We start from the raw sequence: 22,193 nt of genomic DNA, 5'->3' as shown, positions 1-22,193 counted from the left end.
CTAATATAGCTATACTTAACGGTTAGTGAGAAAAATTAATCACAGATAGACAAGAGAGACAATGGGCAGTTTCCAGAATTAATCTAGAATTGCGATAAAGCCCATCTTCAATCCCATTAGATGAACAGTATTAAGTTAGGATAGCTAATTTTAAATCAATTACTTCAACACGTTGATCAAAAACGTGGGGATGAAACTATTAGCCTCTGAAAGATGAGCCAACAATTAACTAGCTGCACCAAAGAAAATATTCTCGTTGTTGATGATACTCCTGTCAATTTATACCTCTTAACCGAGATGTTGTCTGAGCAGGGATATAAAGTGCGAGTCATGCCAGAAAGTTCTCTGGCCATTAAATCTGCCTTAGCTAATCCCCCTGACTTGATTTTACTAGACATCCTTATGCCTCAGATGGATGGTTATGAAGTCTGTAGAAAGCTGAAGGCGAATCAACTAACTAAGGATATTCCTGTTATCTTTATCAGTGCTTTGAGTGAGGGATTTGATAAAGTTAAAGCATTTTCTGCTGGCGGGGTAGACTACATCACCAAGCCATTTCTGGCGGAAGAAGTGATTGCTCGTGTTGAAAGTCACTTACGTCTGAGGAATCAGGAAAAACAATTAGTGAAACAAAATGCACGATTAACTCAGGAGATAGAAGAGCGTAAATTAGCAGAAGAAAAACTTCAAAAGAGCGAAGCAAATCTTATCCAAGCTCAAAGAGTTGCTCATGTGGGAAACTGGGAATTTGATGTCTTCACAGGCAAGATTACTTGGTCAGAGGAAAAATTCCGTATTTTTGGTATTGACTCGACTAAACCAGAACCAACTTTCGCTGAACTGATGGAGATAATTCATCCCAATAACCGCTCACAGTTTGAACAAGCTGTAAGCCGTGCGATCTCTCAAGGAATTTCCTATAAAATAGACTTTCGCATTAAGCGACCCGATGGTGAACTTCGCTATCTCGAATCAAGAGGAGAGCCTGTTTTCAACAACTCTGGGGAAGTTATTCAACTGTTTGGCACAGCACTCGACATCACTGAACGCCTGCAAGCGCAGGAGGAATTGCGGCGAAGTGAAATGCGCGAAAGAGAAAAGGCAGTTCAGCTAGAACTGACCTTAAAGCAATTAAAAAGTACCCAATCCCAACTGATACAAACTGAAAAAATGTCGAGTTTGGGGCGCATGATTGCGGGTGTTGCTCACGAAATTAACAACCCTGTCAGCTTTATTGGGGGCAATCTTTCTCATGCCCGTATCTACTTCAAAGAGTTGATGCACCTCGTCGAACTTTACCAGAAGACTTACCCTGATTCCACACCAGAAATTCAGCAGTTAACTACTGAGATAGACTTAGATTTTTTGGTAGAAGATTGGTCAAAACTGATGCATTCGATGCAAGTAGGCTCAGATCGCATCCGACAAATTGTTCAATCCTTAAAGCTTTTCTCTAGATTGGATCAAGCAGCTCTAAAACCTGTAGATATCCATGAAGGTATCGACAATACCTTACTGATTTTACAACACCGACTCAGAGCCGTGGGCGGAGTAACTAAGATTAAAGTGATTAAAGACTATGGTCAACTGCCAAAAATTCCCTGCTATAGCAGTCAGTTGAATCAGGTATTTATGAATCTGCTCAATAATGCGATTGATGCTCTGGAAAGCCAACGCGCTCAAGGAAAAATTACTATCCAGACTTCAGTGATCACTAGGGACTCAAAGTTAATTACTGAAAAAGAATCTAAAATACATAATAATCAACCAACTCCTACCCATTGCCATCCCATCTCTAGACAGCAATTTGCCGTGATTAGGATTGCCGATAATGGTCTTGGTATGAGGGAGGAAATGCTTCGTAAAATATTTGACCCTTTTTTTACCACTAAACCTGTAGGGAGTGGCATGGGATTGGGGCTATCAATTAGCTACCAGATTATTGTAGAAAAACACATGGGTTGCATCAGTTGTATTTCTGCTCCTGGGCAAGGTACAGAGTTTATTGTAGAGATTCCAGTCAACCACAACAGGTTGCTGATAGAGAATTGTAATTCTCAGCTACGCAGAAATGATCTAGTTACTTCCCTATAGGCAGTTTTCACAATTCCTCTAGGATGACTATATTGCTTTTTTGGCAGGTGCAAATCGTTTCATAATTATTTAATTTTTATAAAACTTGTTGGAAGAATCATGCCATTAGCTAGGTTATGCCGATAATTTAAGATAATAAGCTGCAAGCAGATTTTTTAAGTAAACAAAAATTGAAAATAGCCCTATCTAAGTCAACCAACAATAAACAAGTCAAGTATGGTGCATTTGGGGAAACGGAAAAATCCACACCCAGCCAGATAATATCAGTCTATCAGGAGCAACTGACTTGGCAAGTTACAAAGGTGACAGGGGAAACAACTTCTACCTTCCAGAAGAGTTTGAGCTACTTAAGTCCTCGAACATCTACGGTTATGACGGAGATGACACTCTTATCGGTGGCTTGAGAAATGACGTACTCTCTGGAGAAGCGGGCAATGACTCTCTCAAGGGGGGCGATGGTAATGACTCTCTAGAAGGAGGCTCGGAAAATGATACCCTCTATGGGGGCAATGGCAATGACTCCCTCTACGGTGGTTCAGAACAAGATTCCCTTTACGGGGATAATGGCAATGACTACCTTAACGGGGGAACCAGTAACGACTACCTAGAAGGAGGTGATGGTTATGACTTCCTCGAAGGGGATTCCGGCAATGATTCCCTCTATGGGAATGCTGGTAATGATACTCTCAAGGGTGGAGTCGGTAGCGATTACCTCTACGATTATTCTGGTAATAATCAACTATTTGGGGACTCTGGCAATGATTCCCTTTACGGTGGTTCTGACAATGATATCCTAGATGGTGGAGCAGGGGATGACTCACTCTACGACGACTCTGGCAATGACTTACTGATTGGAGGCGATGGTAATGACACCCTCCAAGGTTATAGCTCTAGCTACGCCATATACGAGTTAGATACCTTAACGGGTGGCGAAGGAGCAGATACCTTTTTACTCGGTCAAGACTATCCTGGTATTTTTTACACAGGAACTGGTTTTGCCACCATTACCGACTTTAACCGCAGCGAGGGCGATAAAATTCAACTCTTTGGCAGTGAAGATGACTACAAATTCACTGACTTTGCGGGCGCAACTGAGATTTACTACCAAGAGGACAAGATTGCCTTGGTTGGACACATTGATGGTGTTCTTTTGCCAGAGGATTTCATCTTTGTGGGCAACGAAACTCTATACGGTGATCAAGGAAATGACTACCTTTACGGTGGCAATGGGGCTGATGTCCTCTATGGTTATGGTGGTAATGATGACCTAGACGGGGGATTGGGTAATGACTCACTCTATGGAGGGCAAGGAAATGACACCCTTACAGGTTATGGTCATAGCTACAGCAGTGACGGTCAAGATAGCCTACAATACGACACTTTAGAGGGTGGCCAAGGTGCTGACGTCTTTGCGCTGGGTAATCCTTATCATGGTGTTTTTTACTCCGGGGCAGGCTTTGCCACAATCACCGACTTTAGCCGCGAAGAAGGGGATAAAATTAAGCTCTTTGGCAACGAAGGCGACTACGATTTTATTGCTGCTAATGGTGGGTTAAAAATTAACCACCAGGGTGATACCGTCGGTTTTGTGGAAAACACGACTAATCTCCTCGTGCCAGATGATTTGATGTTTGTGGCTGAGGAACCCATCTTTATTATTGCTTGATAACTGCAACCGTTAAGGTTCAGTAGTAGGGGTGCGACGTGTCGTGTCCCTACTGTTTTGTGTCGGTTGCGCGTTTAGGCAGCTTGATGATTTTTTTATTAGGTTAGTATTGCAACATTTTTATTTTATCACAAGTAAATAGTAGGACAGAATTCTTTAGTAGGCAATTAATCATTTCCCTCCTCTACAGCAGCGCTTCTTGTACAGAGATAGAGAGATTAACCATTGGCTGAGCATTTGTGTAAGGTTTTGTAAAAAAGACCTGATACCTTGCGTAAGAGTTAGGACTAATACCGAGAAATATATAAGAGCGAAAAACGAACTACGCAAGTAAGCAAACACGACTAACTTCTGTTTTTCTGCCCTGAAAAATTTACTCAAGAATTAGGAGCAAAAACCAATGTCTTACGTTTCTGGAACTTACTACGGCGACTACCTAACTGGCACCTACTACAACGATTATATCGATGGTTATGAAGGTAGTGATACCCTAGTCGGTAGTTACGGTGATGATACACTTGTCGGTGGTTATTATTACCAAGATGGCTACGAGTACGATAGTTTAAGTGGTGGTTACGGTGCTGATACCTTTGTGATTGGGGATTACTACGGTTCCTACTACCAAGGTGGAGGTTACGCTACTATTAACGACTTTAACTATCTTGAAGGTGATAAAATCCAAGTCTATGGTAGTGCCTACAACTATCAAGTTACTCCTTACGGTAGTGGCACAGATATTTACTACCAAGGTGATTTGATTGCTCATGTGGCAAACACCACCAATGTCATCGCCTCCTATGACTTTGTTTCTGCTGGTTACTAATTTGTACCGCTCTTACGGAAGAGATTACCCTCAAAGGTACTGTCAGTATTCCAGTTAGATATCACAATAAAAATATAGGTGATTATCCACTACAAACTAGAGTTGAATAAGAAGTTTAACTTCTGTTACCAAGATAGGTATCAATCCCCAAGCCAGGGATTTTTCTCCAAGGTAATCACTCAATTGTAGGGCGCATTCACTAGCATTAACTCTTTCCCGAAATCACTTCATCACATTAGGAGCAACTTCCATGTCTGATATTATTGGTACTAACTGGGCTGACAACCTATACGGCACTTACTACAACGACTATATTGACGCCAAAGGCGGTGATGATTACGCCTACGGTGACGCTGGCAATGACAACATTTACGGCGGAACAGGTAATGACACCCTCGACGGTTGGACAGGAGATGACTATCTGTTCGGCGACGAAGGTAATGACACCCTGTATGGCTACGAAGGTAATGACACCCTCGATGGTTGGACAGGAAATGACAACCTCTACGGTGAAGCCGGCAACGATACTCTGTACGGCTACAATGGCGATGATACGCTGACTGGTGGCAGTGGCAACGATGCCTTATATGGTGAAGCCGGAAATGATTGGCTTAACGGCTATGGTTACAGCAGCTATGAGTACGACACCTTAAGTGGTGGTGCCGATGCTGATACCTTTGTGATTGGTGATGCCTATAGTGCCTTCTACCAAGATAGTGGCTATGCGACTATTACTGACTTTAACTACGCCGAAGGCGATAAGATTCAAGTCTATGGTAGTGTCAGCGACTACTCCCTAACTCCGTTTGCTAACGGTATTGATATTAACTACAAGGGCGAATTGATTGCCTATGTGGAAAACACGACTAATGTTGTCGCTTCGCTGGACTTTATCTCTGCCTAAAAACCTGTTTAAATTGCCTGGAAGTCGCTGTTTGGTATTGATGATTGCTTTCTCTTACCCCAACTAGCTGATTGTTTCCAGACTACCTGCCAGTGGGGCAATTGAAAGCTAATTGTAAATCTTTAGAGAAGACCATAGAACTATAACAGCCTTTAGCACTTTTCTCAAGAGTTACCACCAGCTCAGCAATAAGTAACATCCGACTTTCAGATACTTAGCATTTCAGATACCGGACTTCTTAGAGAAATCCGGTATCTCATCTTGAGGTAATTTGGCAAGGGAAAACGAGTACAACCCGAGAACAAACAGACTCATACCTGATGAAGATAGTGCCCAGTGCTACTCATCAACTTTGAAGACTCCCACAGATGCTTTTAGCTGCTGCGCTACTGCTACAGTTTGTTGCAAAGATCCAGAAATTTGCTCAGAAGACTTAGAGGTTTCTTCAGAAGCCTGAGTTATCTGTTTGATTAACTCAGTAACTACCTGAGAAGTATCGACCTGAGACACAGTATTTTGGGAAATCGACGCGACTAATTGGTCAATTTGGCGAGATACTTCGAGAATTTGACTCAGATATTGTTTGGTTTCTTCAGCCAACTCAGTACTTTCAGTTACCTCGCTTGTTCCCTGTTTAATCACCTTAGCCACTTGAGTTGTTTCTTGCTGAATTTTTTCGACAATCTGCTCAATTTCTTGTGTAGCTCTAGTGGAGCGCTGTGCTAATTCGCTAACTTGTTTGGCAACTGCGGCAAAACCCTGACCTTCTTTGCCCGCTTTAGCGGCTTCTAAACCAGCATTCATCGCTAACAAATTGGTCTGCAAGGCGATTTGATTAATTAAAGAAACAACCTGGGAAATCTGTTGAGAAGATTCTCCGAAAAGCTCCACTTTTTTGGCAACTGTTGCCACGGTTTCCCGCAGTTTAGATATTTTATCAACCGTTCGTTCTATGGTTTTGGTGCCAGCTTCAGCAGTTATGGTAGCAGTGTGGGCTACTTTTGCTGCACGGTTGGCATAATCAGCTACCTCTTGAATTGAATAAGTCATTTGCTCAACCGAACCCAAAATACGAGTAGTTTCTTGGGCTTGTTTAAAGGCAGCAGTCGCTAACTGACGGATTGCTCCTGAGTTTTCTCCTAGTGAAGCATTAACCTGAGTTGTTGACTTTTTGACTTGCACTGCAATTGCTTGTAGGCTTTCAATAATCATATTGAAAAATACGGCTAGAGTGCTGAAATCATCATCTTTGACTTGGGTGCGAACCGTAAGATCTCCCTCAGCTATCCCTTCAAAATCTCTAATTAGGTCAGAAAGTTGTTCCTGAAGCGACTGATTTTGTTGATGTTGTTGAGTAGAAAACCCCCTGATTTGCTCCATAAGTTGGGCTTGTTCTAGGGCAAACCCAATTTGTGCGGCTAGACTTTTAAGGAGTAATAATTCAGGCTCCTGCCAGTCGCGGCTACCAGAGCATTGATGAGCACACAAGAAACCGACAAGTTGGTTTCTTTGGAAAATGGGAGCAACTAAGCTGGCTTTAATTTGCAGGCTTTCTAGAATTTTATAGTGAGTGGGGGTAAGACCGTCTCGGTAAACATTGTAGGAAATGCCAACTTTGCCCATTCTATAGGCCCCTAAATTTTCAAACTCTACCAGTTTATTACACACAAGTCCCTGAGCTTCTGAGCAACCTGTTACCACTGCTTGTGATCTAATTTCTCCACTTTTGCCATCTGGATTAAAGTGATAGAGTAGCACCCGGTCTGTTTCTAGAGTGTTTCGGATTTCTTCTAGGGAAGTGCTGAGAATTTCTTCTGAGGTGAGAGATCGACGAATGCGGCAGGTAAAGTCTGCTACTAGTTGTGTTCGTTGACGCTCAATTGCCGCAGTTTTTAAGAGAGTAGCTTGCTCAAGAGCAAAACTGACTTGAACTGCTAACTCCTTAAATAATTCAATAGTAGATGTTTCCCAGGTTCGAGTTGTTGAGCACTGATGGGCAATAATTAAGCCGATGAGTTGTTTACCTAAGTGTATCGGTGCCACTAAACTGGACTTAATTTGGTACTGCTCTGATAAAGTAATCTCAGTATCTTTAAGAGTGGCTTCTTGAAGAATATTACTGATGGGCTGGAGATAGCCCCTAGCAAATCCCTCTAGATAACGCTCTTCTGACTCAGGAACGGCTAATTGCCGATCTAACATAGATGGCCATGCTGAGACAACTGACTCATTAAAGATTTTACCCTCTTGGTTGCTGGGACTGAGGCGGCAAATGACTACTCGATCTACTTCGAGGACTTGTCTAATTTCTCTGGCTGCTGTGTTGAAGACTACCTCTGGTTCCAGAGATTCACGCAGGCGCAGAGCAACTCGAGAAAAGGAACTCTCCTGGCCAGCTTTTGCCCTTAGTTTCAAAAAGCTCTTGTCTCCCAAGCAAAGTGAGACTTGCGCGGCCAACTGTACCAAGAAATCAATGTCTTCTGGTTGCCAAACTCGTGGTTGGTTACACTGATTAGCAATCAATAAACCTAGTAGATGATTATTTTTGAGAAGTGGTACTACTAAGTTAGCCCTGATTTGATATTTTTCTAACATTTGAATGTGGCAATCTGCCAAACCTGCTCGATAAATATCATTGATGGCACAGATGCGACCATTTCGATAAAGTCCTCCCTTGCTTTCTTGCAAACAAGTATCAGTTATTTGGTCGTGAAGTGATTTGGTATATCCAGGAACCACAGATTCGGCTGTGATCGTTCCGTTTAAATCAGCATCAAAGTTATAGATCATCACTCGATCTGCCTGCAAGATTTCTCGCGCTCCTTCGACAGTTCGCTGATAGATGTAGTTAATATCTAGTAGATCTATATGAGAGGCAATATCTCCAAAAAGCTGTGCTTTTTGAGATTCAGGGTGCTGCTTTGAGATGTTGAAGCGGCTAGCTAATGAGCTGATTGCTCTTACTCCCAGGAAAGTTGTATTTAATTGACTAGTCATGATTTGGCAGCTATTTTAGGTTAATTTTTTGTTAGTTATTAGTCAACTTTGCTGCTGATAATACCCTGTTAATAATTGATTTGTACGCCATAACAGACTGCTCTTCTATGCGTAATTAGCTAGTCAAAGTCTGGCAAACTTGTGGCAAATAATGCTTACTTAAACTCTCTAGACTCAGGTTGTTAGTGAGGTTGGTAGTTAGTAAATCGCCTGAAAGAGAAATTTAATTTATTCAGCGAGCAACAAACAGTTGACTTATGGTTTTTTTGGGATGCACTAATATCTTAGTTTTAGTATCGCCAGTTTTACTTCCGTAAAGATACGCAAATTTTTTCTGATTTTTGTAGCGACCACCTTTAGATATATGATAATCGATGTCGCTTGGTAAATTAGTTAAGCTTTGTTTAAGTTTTAAGTTTTATTAATTATGCTGATAATTAACATAGATAAAGGCTAATCTTACTTTTAATTAGGTGACCATGCTTCTCTGGCAGTCTTAGATGATCTGTGAGCAAGAAAAACACAGATAGACACAGATATGTAGCAGCACTTTAACAATTCGATTTTAATTGTTATAACTGCCAACTATTCAGATGGTGTTTTAAGGCTTCGACGTTCAGATAATCGAGGGCAAAGGCTTTGCGTAGCAGATTATTGGGGATAAAATCATCATATTTTTGCCGTTTGGCTACTTCCACAGAGGCAAGTAAGTCATCTGCGGTTAAGCTTTGTTTACGGAAGCTATTAATCTCTGTATAAAGCTTTTGGCATTTATCTTCTCCTAATTTAACAATTAGAAAGTAGGGGGACTTACCTTTAATACTTTTGATGTCCAGAGACTGCCTCACACAGGAGTTAAGGTAGCGTTCTAAGGTGTTATAGGTAACTGTCCCCATCCAAGGAAAGATACAGCAAAGATCATCGGCAATCGGTAGTAGATAATCTTCTGCCAATCCCGTAGTATGAGCCAGTTGACGAGCAGCTTTGAGGCGTTCTTTTGCCTGATTTTGCAAGTAAGGATATTGAGTATCTTCTAAGAGAACTTTTCGCATTCGCGAGAGGATTTTCGTATCAATGCTACCACTACTACTACGCCAGGAAGTATTAGCCAATCCGGAAACTTCTTTGACAAAGATAATTTTGCTTTTGCGATCAATATCGATGGCTTCCCAAGTTTTCCCGGCTAGGGCAAAACAATTCCCGGCTGGTAAAGGCATCACAATGCTACCAATTTCCCGAAATTCCTCTCGGACAATGTATTCCAAATTATCGGGAAATACGGCATAAAAGCGGAAGTTGCGAACAACTTTTTCTCCCGTTAAACCAATAATTAAGCCACCTTTTTCCGTGAGTTGGAGATGGTCAATATCTATCCAATAACGCAATAGTTGCCGAAAATCTTCCTGGGAAATGGCCGCGAAACTGGGCAAAGTTAACACTTGTTGAGCAAGAGCCACGGGTGATAGTTCTCCTACTGACCCTAAAATGCTCATGGTCTGATGGTACAATAAACTCAAGGGATATTTGACAGGTTCTATCGGCTCAATCCAGCGTTCTTCTAAGTAAAGCTGAATGATGGCAATACACTGCAACAATTGCCAAGGTATTTGTTCAGGTAGCAATTCTTCCCCCAAAGGTTCGGCCTCGGTACACACAAACCGCATATCTGCTGGGCTACCTCGCCTACCAGTACGTCCCAATCGCTGCAAGAAACTGGAGACGGAAAGAGGGGCATTTAGTTGAATCACCCGTTCTAATTGGCCAATATCGATGCCTAATTCAAGGGTTACGGTGGCCGCTGTTACAGCCGGGGCAGTCTCACGCATTGCCTCTTCTGCCGCTTGTCGTAAGGGGGTGGCAATGCTGCCGTGATGGACGTGATAAATGTCGGGTAGTTTGTTTGCCTGGGCAATTTGACGCAAGTTAGCAACAACTAATTCTACCTCAGTGCGATTGTTCGCAAAGATTAAGCACTTGCGAGATTTGCTGTAGTTGAAAATGTATTGATAGTAAGGATTGCTGGCTGATGCCTCTTCTTTAGTAAGATAAAAATGTTCAACTGCTAGCTGAACTTTACGCTGCCCTCCCTGAACTTGGGGAGTAATAACTTGTCTATTAGTTCCTGATTGCAACCATTTTTCGGCTAAGGAGTAATCCCCCAGAGTTGCTGATAAGCCAATCCGACGCGGTGCATTTTCTAAGTATCTGGAGAGACGTGCTAGTTGGCAGAGAATTTGGCTACCGCGTTCAGAACCCATAAAGGCATGGATTTCATCAATAATTACAAACCGCAAATCTCCGAACAGGCGGGTTAGTTCGTCCGGTTGGTTGATTAACAAGCTTTCTAGGGATTCGGGCGTAATTTGCAATACGCCCTGGGGATTTTTTCGTAGTTGTTTTTTCCGACTTTGAGAGACATCACCATGCCAAGCCCACACAGGAATATTAGCTTCTTTTAGTAAGTCGTTGAGGCGTTCAAATTGATCATTAATTAGGGCTTTAATCGGGCTGATGTAGAGTACTCCAATAGTTGATGCAGGGTTGTGGTGCAGTATTGTCAAAACTGGGAGAAAGGCAGCTTCCGTCTTCCCGGAAGCAGTGCCAGCAGACACCAAAAGATGAGCCTCAGTATCAAGAATTACCCTAGATGTTTCGATTTGGATTTGTCTTAATTCAGTCCAGCCGTGGGTGTAAATGTATTCCTGAATAAAGGGAGCAAGTCTGTCAAAAGTCTGCTGACTCATAGAAAATTATGCGTCTATAAATAGAGAAATCTGATTTATTAAACTCTTCTCATACCCAGAGAAATTATTCACGATCATCAGAAAGTAAGCCTAAAAGTGGGCCAAGGATTGCACCAAAAACAAAACCTCCAGCGTGAGCCCAATAGGCAATACCACCACTTTCTCCAACGTCAGTCTGTATGCCTAAACTAGCAATACCGCTGATTGCCTGCTGTACAAACCACAAACCCAGAAAAAAGATGGCTGGTATATTGTAAAAGGTGACAAAAGGGCCAAGGAAAATTAAAGTCCGGATACTGGCCTGAGGGAACTTGAGAATATAAGCACCCATAACACCTGCAATCGCACCACTAGCACCTAGGGAAGGGATACCTGATTGGGTGGAGAAAATCCACTGGGCTAAAGCTGCTAAAACACCACAAGCAAGGTAAAAGATGATGTACTTGATGTGACCGAGTCTGTCTTCAATATTATTGCCAAAAATCCATAAAAACAGCATATTACCGATGATATGCATAAAACCACCGTGCAGAAACTGGGAAGTTACCAATGTCAGTGGTTCTGGTACTGCTTGATTTACAGGCATACCGCTGAAGCTGGCGGTTAATTCTTTAGGAACTAGGGCATAAAGCTGAAAAAAACTATTTAACTGAGGTTGACTTAAACTCAGTTCATGTATGAACACCACGATGTTGATGGCAATTAGCGCGTAAGTCACATAGGATGTACGGCTGGTGGGATTGTTGTCACTAATGGGAAACACAGATGTTGTTCCTCTTTATCTAAATAAATGAGAAAAATTAACCACAGATGCATACAGATGCACAGAGATAAAATAGGCAGATTTCACTGTTAATCTAAAATTGCTATAGAAGGCAACGAATTCAATGCTCAATAATATCGCAAGACGGGTTTAAGTAATTAGTTTTGTATCATAAAGTAAACTCAGCAAATTCGCTGTTTTCATCCTTATCTGAATTTGTCTGCCCACTACTGGAGTGAAAATTTGAATTATAGATTAATTCTTTGAAAGTTACTTGGGGATTTTGCTGGAGAATATTCAAAACACTAATTAAGTCTCGGACAACTTCTCTTGGTGTCAAGAGTTTTTCAGCCCCTAAACGGCTAGCAAGCACTTGCTTAAATTCTGCTAATTCTTTAACCGAGAGGGTTTTTTTATACTTGTAATGAATACCATGAACTTGGGCTAAGCGTCCTAAAAGCTGGGAGAGTTCCTCCGTTGTTAAGCTTTCTAGCTCAATCACAGGTGAGGTAGTATCTTCATAGCCAGAATTATTAAGAAAACGGCTTTTTGCTAAGCGAGTTTGCCAAGCTGCTTCACTTTGCAATCCCCGGCGTGAATCTTCTAAAAACTGAGGCGTTCCCCCAATAATAATACCCAGGTGTTCTGCCTTACCCTGCATCGTATCATTGAATATTGCCAGTAATTTGTCGTAGTTACCTTGACGAGAGCCAGTATGGGTAATTTTATACAAATGCACAGCTTCATCTAATAGAATTAGTAGCCCTTTGTAGCCAATATCAGCAACAAATCTGGCGAACAGCTTAATATAGTCGTACCAAGTCTCATCATCAATAATTACTCGCACTCCTAAAGCTGACTTGGCTTCAGTTTTATTAGCAAACTCTCCCCTTAGCCAGCGCAAAGCGGCATCTTTTTTATGATCATCATCCTCGCGGTAGCCACGCCAATAAGCAGTGATTACGCTGGCAAAATCAAACCCATGGACTAATCCTTCTAAATGATTGACGACTTCGAGAATTTTTGATTCTACTTTGTCATCAAAACCTTCATCCTTGTGACGTAGCCCCGTTTCTTGAGCAACTTGAGCCAAAATACCACTAATCCATTTTTCCAAAATTAGAGCGATCGCACCGCCATTAGGATTAGTTCTTGTGGCAATATTTTTCATCAATTCTCGATAGGTTGCTACCCCCTGATTTTTAGTTCCTGCTAGTCGCCTTTCTGGTGATAAATCCCCATCTGCTACTACCAAACCTTGCTCCATTGCTTGATTACGAATCAACTGAAGCATAAAACTTTTCCCGGAACCGTAACGCCCGATAATGAAACGGAAAGCAGCACCACCATCACTAATATTTTCCAAGTCTTGTGATAGTGCAGCCAATTCTTTTTCTCGACCAACAGCAATATGTTCTAAACCAACTCTGGGCACAACTCCGGCACCTAGAGAAGTGAGTAATGCCGTAGATTCTCGCTTGTTAATTTTGAGATTTGTCATTTGCTTTAAGTGTTTATTCTATCGAGATGATACTTCTGTTATAACCTACACCAATATCGGCAAATTAGTCATGATTTATCCTGGCAATAAGCTGCATTTGTATATAATTAATATTTGCACAAACTGTTTTATATTTTATCTTTATTTATACTATCTTCGTAGACCCTGATCATTTGCTGTAAAGCTACTAAATATTCATGATCGGCAATCACTGGAGGATTAGAACCTGGCTCGATTAGCAGATCACCAACTGTATCTAAAGCACGTTCATTGATGGAATCAATTAATAGTTCAGGCATAGTAATCTTTTCTTCAGCAATACTCTTGATAGTTGCCAGGGGATTGTCTTGTTCTGCTACAGCTTTGAGAATCTTCACTTCGTGTTCAGGGAGCTGTACCATCAAATTAGTCCATTCTAGGGGTAATTCTGTGGGAAGCCTTGAGTTAGTTGGGGCAGTTTTCGTAGAGTCATTGAAATTGATCAAGGCAAATTTATGCTGTTTTATTATTGCCTCAAACTTGATTAATTCCTGTTGCAGTGTATCCTTGTTTTTTTCTTGTTCTGTAATTTGAGCTTGCAGTTGGTTGAGTTCTGTTTGTAAAGAGTGTTTGTGATTTTCTGCCCTCTCTAGTTCTGCAACTCTTACTGAAAGAGTTTGGCTAAGTTCTCTTTGATGCCTTTCAAAAGCTTGAATTTCTGCTTGCAGTTCCTGGGATGCTTTGATCGTTTGTTGTTTTTGATTCTGGAGAAGGATTAAGTCATGATTTAATAGATCTCTTTGGCTATGCAGTTCTGAGACGCGGCTTAATAACTGGAGGCGTTCTGTATATAAATTACTGATACTAGCTTCTAATTGCTCTGTTGTCGTCTTGACTAGAGAGAGTGTGTCATATAGTTGCTCTTCTTCTTCCTCAAGTTCCTCAATTTGATTTATTAGAGAATATTTAACTAATCTCTCCTGATTGGTGCGTCTTTTACTGGCAACTATTACTCCTGTATAGCTAGCCGGAACCGCAATTAAACCAGTTAACAGTGCCTGCTTGCCATCTCGGTTTACGATGAATCCCAGGATAAAGCTGACAGCAAAAGTAATGACACCGATAGTCACCTGATTAGCTAGCTTAGGGGATTGCATTAGCTGTACTTTGAAGCATCTATAGCAATCCTAAATCAATTGCGAGAATTCCCTATTTTATCTCTTGTGTATCTCTTGCCCATCTCTGGTTAATTTTTCTGATCAATTATGGAGAAGAAGGAGATAACGGAATAAAAATAATCAGTAAATTCTACAAATGGTAATTACTATCAAAAATAGCCAACTCAGCTCTCAAAAAATCCACAAATTGCCTTGCAGTACGCCCCGAACGCCCATTATTACGGGTTGCCCACTGCAAAGCGCGAAACACTAACTCTTCCTCTGCAAGATTGATCCTAGCTTGTGTTGCTAAATGCCGGACAATAACTAGATAAGTGTCTTGATCCGCTGGTTCAAAAGTCAGGGTCAAACCAAAGCGATCGCTAAAAGAAAGCTTCTCCTGCAAAGTATCCCAAACATGGACTTCATCATGATCTTGGGGACGGGGGCGCTCAGCAAAAAACTCTCGTACCAAATGACGTCGATTAGAGGTGGCGTAAACTACGACATTTTGCGGTCTTTCCATGATACTCCCTTCCAAGACAACTTTCAGAGCCTTGAAAGCGTCATCATCTTCTTCAAAAGAAAGATCATCTACAAAAATAATAAACTTCTGAGGAGTATCCCGCAATTGCTCAACAATTACTGGTAGATCTTGCAAGTCAGATTTCGCCACTTCAACTAAGCGCAATCCCCGCTCACTATATTTTTGTAACAGAGCCTTGACTAAAGAAGACTTGCCAGAGCCACGACTGCCATAGAGTAGGACATTCAAAGCCCGATATCCCGCTAGTAAAAACTCTGTATTCTGGACTAAAGCCTCCTTTTGAGACTGATAACCCACTAATTCCTGGAGAGCGATCGCATCAGGGTGAGCAATACCAATCAGTTCTCCCGAATGCCAGCGCAAGGCAGAATACTGGGCAAATTTACCTGTGCCATGCTTGCGGTAGTAAGCAACCAAATCTTCTAGTGCATCCGCCCAATTTTCGCGCTTCTGGAGTTTTTCTCGCATTGAGACGAACTCTGATAAACCAACATACTGCTCCTGATGCCAATGAGCAGGAGTGTGAGGCAGATCAGAGATTTCCTGTACCCAGACAGCCATTTGTTTGCTACTGCATTGGCAAAGACTCTGCAAGGCTTGCAAATCCTGCTTGGCCGCAGTGACTAAGGCAGGAGGCAAATCCCCCAGGGGTGTTGACTGAACTTGTCGAGTAAAAGGATTATCATCTTGAAGGACTTTACTCAGTAGGTAGTCTGGCCAGCTTTGGTTAATCTCAGCTAGGGCTTTAAACCACTTGCCATAAGCCATCAGACTATTTAATCCCTGATGATCGCTGTGACTGAGAGCTTGCAGCAGCTCAACAAAACCAAAGCCGACGGGGCCACACAAGACACATTGATAAAGTAGCAGAGAAGCCAATTGACATTCGAGTAATTGAATTGAGGCAGTAGTTGAGATAACCATTAATGAGCTAACAGTTAGATTATGGGGGTGTAATTAGACAATATTTAATCTTTCCATGTAATGGCACAGCATGAGCGTAGGGAAATCTTACTCCTTTTCAGAAGAGAGAATCGCCTGACCTCAGATAGACTTAAAACGTTGAACTAGGTATAGCAGTCAATGATTGATCAAAAAAATTAACCACAGATGGACAAGAGATCAAATAGGCAGTTTTTACAATTCATCTAGCATTACTACAGCAGTGGTTTAGAAACTAGACAAGAAACAAATAATATGTATGTTGCAAATACTTAGTGGATTTGGATTTCTCACAGGGGCAACCTACCCCCTGCGAGTACTAGCAGTTCTGAGGCGCGCACCTCGTCTGTGGAGCTATTTGGCGATACCGATTTTGGTGAATGTTGTAGTTGGAATTGCCCTCTATGCCGGGTTACTCCTTCCTAGCTTGCGGGCCACCGAGGAGCTGGAAATAAGTCTGTCTAATCGTTTAGACAGCCTTCTAGTTAACCTTCCCGCTTGGCTTGGTTTTCTCCGGTTTCTCTCAAGTGGCGTTGATTTCTTGCTAGACTTTCTGCTGATAGTGCTGCTATTTCTCTTCACAGGCTTCTTGTTGGTACAATTTGGCACCCTCCTCGGTGCACCCTGGTACGGTCAACTCTCGGAAAAGATGGAAGAACTACGTACTGGTAAAGTAGAGATTGTCGAAGTGGGCATCTTCCGAGATATTGGGCGAGCCATCCTGTTTGAATTGAAAAAACTGGGGCTAGGGATGGCAATTGGCATACCACTACTAGTACTGAACTTGTTACCGGGTTTGGGGACATTAATGGCAACTATTGGCGGTGTCACACTTACCGCAACCATTATCTGCCTAGATTTTTTAGATGGCCCTTCCGAACGCCGACGCTTGAGTTTTCGTAAAAAGTTATCTATTGTCTTAACAAGCTTACCAGCCAGTGCGGGTTTTAGTCTGGTGTGTATGGGGCTAATCACGATACCCCTGCTGAATCTGATCACGATTCCTCTGTGTGTGGCAGGTGGCACACTCTTTTGGTGCGATCGCGTTTATCCCAAACTCCCCAAAGCTGGCTCCCAGGGGAAACTCAATAAAACCTCAGGAGTTCCAAATCCTTAGTGCAAGAAGGTAGGATAGAAAGTAATAAGCATGCCCTTGAGCGGAGCGAAGGGTAATAAGCATGCCCTTGAGCGGAGCGAAGGGTAATAAGTAAGTTGCACAATTAGATGAAATTAGTATTACCACGCTTCACTAGTGGCTCACCTTGCTATCTTTGCTCCCCCCAGGAGAGTGTGACTCTAAAAGTAGTACCTACTCCAACTTCACTCTCCACCGTAATCTCACCTTGATGCAGTTCTACGCACTGCTTGACAATTGCTAGTCCCAATCCTGTTCCGGGAATCTTGCCAACATTAGCGGCTCGATGGAAGGATTCAAATAATCGCGGCTTGTCTTTTTCCGGAATGCCAATTCCTTGGTCTTGAATCTGAAAAGTTACCTGTGAAGCTTGACAATTTACTTGGCATTCAACTGTGCTGCCTTTAGGGGAATATTTAAGGGCGTTAGAAAGCAAGTTAGTCAGGATCTGTCGCAGTAATTTTTCGTCAACAACAGCAGTTTTACTTCCTTGGTAAGTAAATTCAATCTGGTGTTTGCTCTCGGTACTTAGTTGTAGCTCATTAATCAATTCACGGCACAACTTTTCCAATTCTAGCTGGACTGGTTCAAACTTGAGTTTGCCAACTTCTGCCCGACCAATTAGCAGAACATCATCTAAAAGATTGTCCATTTTGTTGACTCCAGCACGAATGCGCCCAAACACCTCCTGTTTTTTCTCTGCTGACCAACTGCTGCTATAGCGTTCTAAAAGTTGGGTCAACCCTGAAATAGCATTTAGAGGATTGCGAAATTCATGGGAAACCATGGCAACAAAACGAGACTTAAGTTCATTGAGTTCTTTTTCTCGTTCGAGTGCTTGACGAGTGTCTAAGTCCGCCTGCTTGCGCTCCGTTATATCTTCTACAATGCCAGCAATGCGCTCAAGTTTTCCGGAATCACTTTTGATGGGAAAAGCACGACTTTCTAGCCAACGAATACCTTTTTCTGGATGTACGATGCGGAACTCCTGAGAGCTGAACTTACCTTGCATCTCAATTTCCAGAGAATCTCTGACAAGCTGTTGATCTTCTGAATGAACTGTATCTAGCCAGGACAGAGGCTGCTCCTGAAGACTCTGAGAGGTACGACCCCAAATTGCCTCATAGGCTGGACTGACATAAAGCATCTGAGTTTTATCAGAAGAGGTAAGCCAGAAGACTTGATTGATATTTTCTGCTAGCTGTCGGAAGCGCCAATCACTATAACGCAGTGCTGCTTCTGTCTGAATGCGTTCTACAATCTCATGCTGGAGTTGCTCATTGGTTGCTTTGAGCTTTAAAGACATCTCTCGCGATCGCAACAGCACTCTCAACCGGGTTTTTAGCTCTTCTTTCTCAACCGGGAGCTTAATTAACTCGTCAATAACGTACTCTAGACTATCCGTCGCCATCCCCACCTCTGGACGGGAAGTAATCAAAATAAAGGGGAGAAAAACTGGCTGTTGACTCTCTCGTCTAGCTTTAATTTGCTCCCGCAGCTGTGATAAACCAGAACCATTGACGATGCCAAGGTCAAAAGACTCAGCTAATAGTCCCGGAGCCTGGGCTCCGAAACCACTTTCAGCATCAGGCCGCAGTACCTGATAAGAATCTGCTAGCAATTTTGCTAATAAGCGGCAGTTCTCTATGTGATCTATTAGCAATAAAATGCGACCCACATCGACTGCCTCAGCCCACTACTAATTATTTTCCATCATTCTCTCATCTTTAGGGGGTGTACCTATGCCTAACTACGGGAAAACTTTATCGGTTATACTCAATCAACTATAAAGTTTTGTAACTGCTAGCGCAATCTCTTGAACTTGACCAGAAAAGTCTACAGAGGAAATCGTTAAGTCCTCCTATCACCTAAGGTTCAAGGAAGTTTTTAGCCATGGCAGACTTTAATAATGACGGTTTTGATGACCTCGTAGTGGGTGCTCCCGGCGAAGCTCCAGGAGCCGATCCGCAATCAGGATACGGGTTTGTGTTTAAGGGTTCTGCTACTGGTTTAGTAGCTAGTCAAGGACTCGATCAAGCAGGACTCGGAGCCAATGAAAATGGTGATAAGTTCGGTGCTACCTTGGCGACAGGAGACTTCAATAACGACGGTTTCGATGACTTGGTAGTGGGTGCTCCCGGCGAATCTCCAGGAGCCGATCCACAATCGGGATACGCTTTTGTCTACAAGGGTTCTACTAACGGCTTAGCGGCCAGCCAAGGACTCGATCAAGCAGGACTTGGAGCCAACGAAAATGGTGATAAGTTTGGCGCTGCCTTGGCGGTGGGAGACTTTAATAATGACGGTTTTGATGACTTGGTAGTAGGCGCTCCCGGTGAAGCTCCAGGAGCCGACCCACAATCGGGATACGCCTTTGTCTACAAGGGTTCTACTACTGGTTTAGTAGCTAGTCAAGGCCTCAGTCAAGCAGGACTCGGAGCCAACGAAAATGGTGATCTCTTTGGTGCCGCTTTAACGGTGGGAGACTTCAATAACGACGGTTTCGATGACTTGGCAGTAGGCGCTCCCGGCGAAGCTCCAGGAGCCGATCCGCAATCAGGATACGCTTTTATCTTCCATGGCTCTGTGAGTGGCTTAGTGGCCAACCAAGGGCTTGATCAAGCAGGACTTGGAGCCAATGAAAATGGCGATTTATTCGGTGCTGCACTGCCTGGTAGTTCCAGCTTCACTATTAATGAGGAACTGAATCTGTTTAATATCGCACCTCCCCCTCTTGCAGTTTCTCTGTAGCTTGACTAAATGAGGATATTGGTAATCAGCAAGTAATCGTTCTCGATTCTCAAAGAACTACCCTCCAACCAAAATAACCAGGTTGATACGCTAAACCTTAAGAAACTCCTAGCTGGATGAGCAACTAGGAGTTTTCTTTTAGGGGTAAAGGAGTAGGTTCTAAAATAAGAAAATGCTTTTTCATTTTTTATTGTTAAATTTTCACTGATCAGCAAAGATAACCAGGGTGTTCTATGGGTAATTATCAACAACAATTTAAGCTCATCTCAACATGCAAAAATGGGAATATCTTACTTTCAGAGCCACAATTACTCAGGTGGGTTACCTAAGGATAATTATCGAGGCGGAAGACCCTAAACTGACTCAAGCTCTTCAGGGTAAAGGAGGAAAAGAAGGCTTAGACCACTTAGGGAACGAGGGTTGGGAGTTAATAACTGTTTTAGAAGACGCCGGATCATCATCTCTGATTTTCTTTTTTAAGCGCCCTCAAGTCGTACTGCCGATAAAATCCGATCTGAGAGTAAACTAAAATTGTTGCTCTCTGAGATTTTTGCCCCAATAGTTTCAAAAACCTATCTATCCTCCTACTAACCCTTGTCTTGGGGTGTGGGGTTTTCGGTGCTTCTACTGATGGTTCGTACCTCTAAATTAAAGTTTGACCGAGGAACTCTAATTTTACATCCACCACCCCGAGGGAAAGCTTGGGTGGATTATGCTACTTGGGATGACCGCATTGAGAAGTTTCGTATCCCTGGTATGCACTATCGTCTACTGGTGGAAGCATTACAAACAGAGGGGGCTAATTTTGTTGATGAAGCCAAGGAATTTGCTCCTTTAGAACTAATTTCTCGCTTGGAAATGGAACCTTACCCCCACCAAAGTGAGGCCCTCTTAGCCTGGAAGCAGGCGGGACGCCAGGGAGTTGTTGTGCTACCTACGGCTGCGGGTAAGACATATTTGGCTCAACTGGCAATGCAAGCCACACCCCGCAGTACTTTGATTGTGGTGCCAACGCTGGATTTAATGCACCAGTGGTATGCTCAACTGGAGGCAGCGTTTCCTGATGTCGAGGTGGGTTTACTGGGGGGAGGTTCACGCGATCGCACACCTATCCTGATTTCTACTTATGACAGTGCGGCTATCCAGGCGGAAACTCTGGGTAATCTGTACGGGTTGTTAATTTTTGATGAGTGCCACCACTTACCCACAGACTTTTATAAGGTAATTGCGGAATATGCGATCGCTCCCTATCGATTGGGACTAACGGCCACCCCAGAACGTGCCGATGGCCGGCATCAGGAACTGGCCGCCTTAGTTGGTCCAGAAGTATATCGCAGGACACCGGAAGAACTGGGAGGAAAGGCACTCGCAGAGCATAAGATAGTGCAAATTAAGGTTAAGCTCTCCCAAAGAGAACGCGATCGCTACAGCGCTTGCGTTAAACTCCGCAATGATTTTTTGAGAGAATCGAAAATTTACCTAGGTAGTATGGAAGGTTGGCAGCAATTTGTCATGGCGAGTGCTCGCTCATCCGCAGGCAGAAAAGCCATGTTAGCGCATCGGGAAGCTAAAGAAATTGCTTTATGTACAGATGGTAAGCTGCAAATACTTATTGACTTACTTGCCCAGCATTACCCAGAAAGGATTCTGATTTTTACTAACGATAATGCTACTGTCTATCGGATCTCTCAAGAGTTACTTATTCCCGCAATTACTCATCAAACCCCAGTAAAAGAACGCCATGAAATACTGACTCGTTTTCGCCAGGGAGAATACAAAAGTTTAGTTGCTTCCCACGTTCTTAACGAAGGTGTCGATGTGCCAGATGCTCGCGTGGCAATTATCTTATCGGGTACGGGTTCGATTCGTGAGTATGTGCAGCGATTGGGTAGAGTTTTACGTAAGGGCACTGATCAGAATAAACTCGCTATTCTTTACGAGGTAGTGTCAGAAGATACTAGTGAAGAACGTACTTCTGAGCGTCGGCGGGGGTTAGGAACAAAAAATGAGGCAACTCGGCAAACCAGAGGCAAAAAGCGAGAAAAACCAAAACCCCAGCATCAACAATTAGAAATTCTGCCCTCACCGTCGATTTATGAGGTAAATCCCACCAAAACGCCGAAAGCAGCTGAGCCTCCAGCCAAGTGGGGAGAAGATGAAATACCGGATAGTTGATCAAACTTTCTCAAC

The 22,193-nt window shown here is 42.8% G+C and carries 15 protein-coding genes; 8 read left to right on the top strand and 7 right to left on the bottom strand.

Annotated elements, in window-relative coordinates:
- Positions 1 to 213: 213 nt before the first annotated feature.
- The 4 genes from ACT7WV_RS07945 (at position 214) to ACT7WV_RS07930 (ending at position 5,487) form a co-directional block, all read left to right on the top strand.
- On the top strand, positions 214 to 2,094 hold the full coding sequence (locus ACT7WV_RS07945) for a hybrid sensor histidine kinase/response regulator (RefSeq protein WP_445102384.1): 1,881 nt from the start codon (positions 214 to 216) through the stop codon (positions 2,092 to 2,094).
- Between the two features lie 286 nt (positions 2,095 to 2,380).
- A complete protein-coding gene (locus ACT7WV_RS07940; RefSeq protein ID WP_445102383.1) occupies positions 2,381 to 3,760 on the top strand; it encodes a calcium-binding protein in 1,380 nt (459 codons plus the stop codon).
- A gap of 400 nt (positions 3,761 to 4,160) precedes the next feature.
- Entirely contained in the window at positions 4,161 to 4,583 is a 423-nt protein-coding gene (locus ACT7WV_RS07935) for a hypothetical protein (protein ID WP_445102382.1), read from the top strand.
- Between the two features lie 250 nt (positions 4,584 to 4,833).
- Positions 4,834 to 5,487: a calcium-binding protein gene (locus tag ACT7WV_RS07930; RefSeq protein ID WP_445102381.1), complete on the top strand. Its 654-nt coding sequence runs from the start codon at positions 4,834 to 4,836 to the stop codon at positions 5,485 to 5,487.
- Positions 5,488 to 5,826: 339 nt separating this feature from the next.
- Here ACT7WV_RS07930 and ACT7WV_RS07925 read toward each other — a convergent pair whose 3' ends face one another.
- The 6 genes from ACT7WV_RS07925 to ACT7WV_RS07900 all read right to left on the bottom strand — a co-directional run bounded on the left by ACT7WV_RS07925 (position 5,827) and on the right by ACT7WV_RS07900 (position 16,099).
- Positions 5,827 to 8,484, bottom strand: coding sequence for a GAF domain-containing protein (locus ACT7WV_RS07925; protein ID WP_445102380.1), 2,658 nt, complete (start codon positions 8,482 to 8,484; stop codon positions 5,827 to 5,829).
- 572 nt (positions 8,485 to 9,056) lie between these two features.
- Entirely contained in the window at positions 9,057 to 11,228 is a 2,172-nt protein-coding gene (locus ACT7WV_RS07920; RefSeq protein ID WP_445102379.1) for a DEAD/DEAH box helicase, read from the bottom strand.
- Between the two features lie 64 nt (positions 11,229 to 11,292).
- Positions 11,293 to 11,991, bottom strand: coding sequence for a rhomboid family intramembrane serine protease (locus ACT7WV_RS07915; protein WP_445102378.1), 699 nt, complete (start codon positions 11,989 to 11,991; stop codon positions 11,293 to 11,295).
- A 169-nt stretch (positions 11,992 to 12,160) separates the two neighbouring features.
- Positions 12,161 to 13,492 (bottom strand): ATP-binding protein, encoded by a 1,332-nt coding sequence (locus tag ACT7WV_RS07910; RefSeq protein WP_445102377.1) that lies wholly within the window; start codon positions 13,490 to 13,492, stop codon positions 12,161 to 12,163.
- Positions 13,493 to 13,620: 128 nt separating this feature from the next.
- Positions 13,621 to 14,628 carry a tellurite resistance TerB C-terminal domain-containing protein gene (locus tag ACT7WV_RS07905; RefSeq protein WP_445102376.1) on the bottom strand — a complete coding sequence of 336 codons (1,008 nt, stop codon included), beginning with the start codon at positions 14,626 to 14,628 and terminating at the stop codon, positions 13,621 to 13,623.
- 151 nt (positions 14,629 to 14,779) lie between these two features.
- Positions 14,780 to 16,099, bottom strand: a complete 1,320-nt coding sequence (locus tag ACT7WV_RS07900) for an ATP-binding protein (protein WP_445102375.1) — start codon at positions 16,097 to 16,099, stop codon at positions 14,780 to 14,782.
- 277 nt (positions 16,100 to 16,376) lie between these two features.
- Between ACT7WV_RS07900 and ACT7WV_RS07895 the strand changes: the two genes are divergently transcribed.
- The gene (locus tag ACT7WV_RS07895; protein ID WP_445102374.1) at positions 16,377 to 17,234 is read left to right on the top strand and encodes an EI24 domain-containing protein; all 858 of its coding nucleotides are present in this window, start codon (positions 16,377 to 16,379) and stop codon (positions 17,232 to 17,234) included.
- A gap of 148 nt (positions 17,235 to 17,382) precedes the next feature.
- Here ACT7WV_RS07895 and ACT7WV_RS07890 read toward each other — a convergent pair whose 3' ends face one another.
- Entirely contained in the window at positions 17,383 to 18,930 is a 1,548-nt protein-coding gene (locus tag ACT7WV_RS07890) for a sensor histidine kinase (RefSeq protein ID WP_445102373.1), read from the bottom strand.
- Between the two features lie 215 nt (positions 18,931 to 19,145).
- Between ACT7WV_RS07890 and ACT7WV_RS07885 the strand changes: the two genes are divergently transcribed.
- The 3 genes from ACT7WV_RS07885 (at position 19,146) to ACT7WV_RS07875 (ending at position 22,178) form a co-directional block, all read left to right on the top strand.
- Positions 19,146 to 20,003, top strand: a complete 858-nt coding sequence (locus ACT7WV_RS07885; RefSeq protein ID WP_445102372.1) for an FG-GAP and VCBS repeat-containing protein — start codon at positions 19,146 to 19,148, stop codon at positions 20,001 to 20,003.
- Positions 20,004 to 20,274: 271 nt separating this feature from the next.
- Positions 20,275 to 20,532, top strand: coding sequence for a hypothetical protein (locus ACT7WV_RS07880; protein ID WP_445102371.1), 258 nt, complete (start codon positions 20,275 to 20,277; stop codon positions 20,530 to 20,532).
- A gap of 101 nt (positions 20,533 to 20,633) precedes the next feature.
- Positions 20,634 to 22,178 carry a DEAD/DEAH box helicase family protein gene (locus ACT7WV_RS07875; protein ID WP_445102370.1) on the top strand — a complete coding sequence of 515 codons (1,545 nt, stop codon included), beginning with the start codon at positions 20,634 to 20,636 and terminating at the stop codon, positions 22,176 to 22,178.
- Positions 22,179 to 22,193: the final 15 nt, after the last annotated feature.

This window comes from Symploca atlantica LB2515 (assembly GCF_052546295.1).
The sequence above is the reverse complement of the archived record's forward strand: the minus strand, read 5'-3'. Positions and strand labels throughout refer to the sequence as shown.

What these genes read in the sequence shown, in the direction of transcription:
- ACT7WV_RS07945 (WP_445102384.1), top strand. Translation starts at nt 214, where the DNA reads ATGAGCCAACAATTAACTAGCTGCACCAAAGAAAATATTCTCGTTGTT.
- ACT7WV_RS07935 (WP_445102382.1), top strand. Translation starts at nt 4,161, where the DNA reads ATGTCTTACGTTTCTGGAACTTACTACGGCGACTACCTAACTGGCACC.
- ACT7WV_RS07930 (WP_445102381.1), top strand. Translation starts at nt 4,834, where the DNA reads ATGTCTGATATTATTGGTACTAACTGGGCTGACAACCTATACGGCACT.
- ACT7WV_RS07925 (WP_445102380.1), bottom strand. Translation starts at nt 8,484, where the DNA reads ATGACTAGTCAATTAAATACAACTTTCCTGGGAGTAAGAGCAATCAGC.
- ACT7WV_RS07920 (WP_445102379.1), bottom strand. Translation starts at nt 11,228, where the DNA reads ATGAGTCAGCAGACTTTTGACAGACTTGCTCCCTTTATTCAGGAATAC.
- ACT7WV_RS07910 (WP_445102377.1), bottom strand. Translation starts at nt 13,492, where the DNA reads ATGACAAATCTCAAAATTAACAAGCGAGAATCTACGGCATTACTCACT.
- ACT7WV_RS07905 (WP_445102376.1), bottom strand. Translation starts at nt 14,628, where the DNA reads ATGCAATCCCCTAAGCTAGCTAATCAGGTGACTATCGGTGTCATTACT.
- ACT7WV_RS07900 (WP_445102375.1), bottom strand. Translation starts at nt 16,099, where the DNA reads ATGGTTATCTCAACTACTGCCTCAATTCAATTACTCGAATGTCAATTG.
- ACT7WV_RS07895 (WP_445102374.1), top strand. Translation starts at nt 16,377, where the DNA reads ATGTTGCAAATACTTAGTGGATTTGGATTTCTCACAGGGGCAACCTAC.
- ACT7WV_RS07885 (WP_445102372.1), top strand. Translation starts at nt 19,146, where the DNA reads ATGGCAGACTTTAATAATGACGGTTTTGATGACCTCGTAGTGGGTGCT.
- ACT7WV_RS07880 (WP_445102371.1), top strand. Translation starts at nt 20,275, where the DNA reads ATGCAAAAATGGGAATATCTTACTTTCAGAGCCACAATTACTCAGGTG.
- ACT7WV_RS07875 (WP_445102370.1), top strand. Translation starts at nt 20,634, where the DNA reads ATGGTTCGTACCTCTAAATTAAAGTTTGACCGAGGAACTCTAATTTTA.